2 protein-coding genes and 1 pseudogene are annotated in these 2761 nt (G+C 66.4%); all 3 read right to left on the bottom strand.

The window, feature by feature from the left end:
• Window positions 1-237: pseudogene (locus QWZ14_RS01630) on the bottom strand (hypothetical protein); the annotation flags it as partial.
• 796 nt (window positions 238-1033) lie between these two features.
• On the bottom strand, window positions 1034-2176 hold the full coding sequence (locus QWZ14_RS01635; RefSeq protein WP_290314811.1) for a zinc-binding dehydrogenase: 1143 nt from the start codon (window positions 2174-2176) through the stop codon (window positions 1034-1036).
• 50 nt (window positions 2177-2226) lie between these two features.
• Window positions 2227-2761, bottom strand: a 535-nt coding sequence (locus QWZ14_RS01640) for an aldolase/citrate lyase family protein (RefSeq protein ID WP_290314813.1), incomplete at its 5' end; no start/stop codon positions are given.

The following is a 2761-nucleotide window of genomic DNA, read 5'->3' on the forward strand; positions in this document are numbered from 1 at the left end:
GCCGAGCCGGCGCAGTGTCGACCAGATGGTGGCCAGCGAACCCGCCTGGATGCCACGGCCAGTCAGCGCCGCCTGGACCTCGGCCAGGGTGATGCCCGGCTTGGCCATGGTCAGTTCGTGCAGCAGGGCTTCATGCCCAGCCAGCAAGGGCTTCCGGTAGCCGCCAACCTTGGCTGGCGCCGCGCTGCCCGTCGCACGGACCCGCTGCATCAGTTTGATCGCCGCCGAGGGGCTCACCTCAAAGCGCCGTGCCGCCTCGCGTGCCGAACTACCCGCCTCAACCGCCCGGACCAACCGCCGCCGAAGGTCCGCAGANTGCATCACCAGCGTCGAATCAGAACGCGCGATTCCGCGCAACCTCAAAGTGCTCTAGCTTCATCGGGCATGAACGAACGGCGGATTCTTAGCACCGCAAGCTTGATCGAGCATGACTGACACGGGCGCATAGCGGCTGATTCCGTTTACCGGCCACCAATTTCGGGTGGGCCATCGGCACCGGGTCACGGTAATGGGCACGAAGGCTACTTTGAGCCAGTCTGACCGCCAGTTCGCTTCGGGAGCCCGATGTTGTGTGGCCGCAGCGGCCAACATCATGATTTGGGTGCAGCTGACGATCCGAGGGCGGGAGGCGATGGTAACGCTGGTCTAGGACAGCAGCGAGACTTTTTCGACGCCGGCTGGCTCGGCGCTAGTGAAGGCGCTGGCGCAGGCATTCCGGTACCAGCGCCTCCGGGAGAGGGGCCCTACGCCTCGATCATCGAAATGGTGGCCGGGGAAAGCATCGATCGAGGGTACCTCGGGACCCTGCTCCGGCTCATGCTGGTGGTGCCGGACATTGTAGAGGCGATCCTTAATGGCCACGCCCCATCTGCTTCCGGCCTGTCGCGGTTGCTTAAACCGCTTCCGCTGAGCTGGGTTGGAACAGCAACTCGTGTTCATTAATGAAGGCAAGGCGTAGCCCGGCAAATGTCGGGTCGAGAGAGGCGGTGCCCTCGACGGGCCGAAGCCGCCGACCGGGGCTGGCAAGAGCGCTTCAGCTCAGCCCCTGCTGTGGCAGGATTAGAAACTTCTCTCCCGTCACGCGCCGGCAATAGGCCCGCATACTCTCCGGCCGAAACGCCTCGGCCAGGGAAATTTCTGCGGTGTAGTGGCTGGCAAAGGTAGTCTTCAGCTCGGCGGCAACGCGGGCGCGCAGCCGTGCCTCCGCTGTCGCACCCAGCTTCTTCAGCGCCGGCATCAGCAGCCAGCCGCCCAGTCCCCAGGCAAAGCCGATCGGTGCGCGCTCGAAGGTGGTGGGCCCGGTGTTCAACCGGCCGTACAGATAGACCTGCTTGTGCCGGTCCGAGCCGTAATGGTGGTACGTATTGGCGGCCTGCCGTGCCGCAGCCTCCATAGCAGCCAGGATCTGCCCGGCTAGCGGTCCGCCGCCCACTGCGTCAAAACCCAGGGTGGCACCGGTCTCCGTCAGTGCCGCGGTCAGCGCCGCTGTGAAATTCGGGGCACTGCTGTCCACCACGTGGCGGGCACCTTGGCCCTGCAGCAGCGCCGCCTGTTGCGGGCTGCGCACGATGCTCACCAGGCCAATGCCGTCTGCACGGCAAATGCGATTCAGCATCTGGCCAAGGTTGGAGGCCGCGGCGGTGTGCACCAAAGCGGTATGGCCTTCCTGGCGCATGGTCTCGACGAAGCCCAGTGCTGTCATGGGATTGACGTACCAGGAGGCACCTTCGCGCGGCGTTGTCCCCTCGGGCAGCACCAGACAGTCCGCCGCCTTGGCGCGGCGGTACTGCGCCCACATCGCCCCGCCGAATACCGCGACTTGTTGCCCGAGCAGATGCGCGGCCTCGGCACCGGTGCGCACTACGGTGCCTGCGCCTTCATTGCCCACGGGCAGCGAGGCATCGAGCCGGGCGGCGATGGCCGGCAGCGCCGCCGCCGGCACCTGCGCGCGCACCACGGGCCGTGCCGCTGTCCCGGCGAACTCGGCCATGTCGAGCGCCACCGGGCCGAGCAGGACGCCGATGTCCGAGGGATTGATCGGCGTCGCCTCGACCCGCACGACGATTTCGTCGGCGGCCGGTTCGGGCACCGCCGCCTCCTGTAGAGAGAGCTCCAGCACGCCGTCCCCGCTGATGCGCGAGCGCAGCTCCAGCCCGTACAGTCCGTTGCCGTCCATGTCGCCTCCCCCGTGATGCGCCGATAGTCCCGCCCGCTGCGGCCGGACTTTCAGTAGGTGCCGGTCTTCACCGGCTGCGGTGCGAGCGCCACTGCCGCCTCGCCCGTCAGCATCGCCCTCATGCCCGCGCCGTTCGTGCGCCACCAGTTGTACAAAATCCGTACATCCCACCCGATGCAGAAATGCTTCACCCCCATCTCCAGGTACGGCTTCGCGCCCGAGATATCCGCCAGTTCCACACGCGGGTGCTTACCCATTCTCAGCGCCATTTCGATCGTCTTGCGCTCTGCATTCACCACGTCCGGGTGCGATCGCTGTCCGGTCAATCCCAGGCTCATCGAGTAGTCGGATGACCCGAACTGCACCATGTCGATGCCGGGGACCGACAGGATCGCCTCCAGGTCTTCCACACACTCGCGCTTCTCGACCATGATGGCGATCACCACCTCATTCAGCGCATCGACATAGGCCGGCGATCCGCCCTCCAGCACAGTGCCCACATCGCGTCGCATGCCGACACCAAGCCGCCCGCCAGTGCCGGGGGTTTCGGCGCGCACCGCGGCGACGCACGCCTCGGCATCGGCC

It is taken from the genome of Paeniroseomonas aquatica (assembly GCF_030409335.1).
In the GTDB taxonomy this organism is placed as follows: Bacteria; Pseudomonadota; Alphaproteobacteria; order Acetobacterales; family Acetobacteraceae; genus Belnapia; species Belnapia aquatica.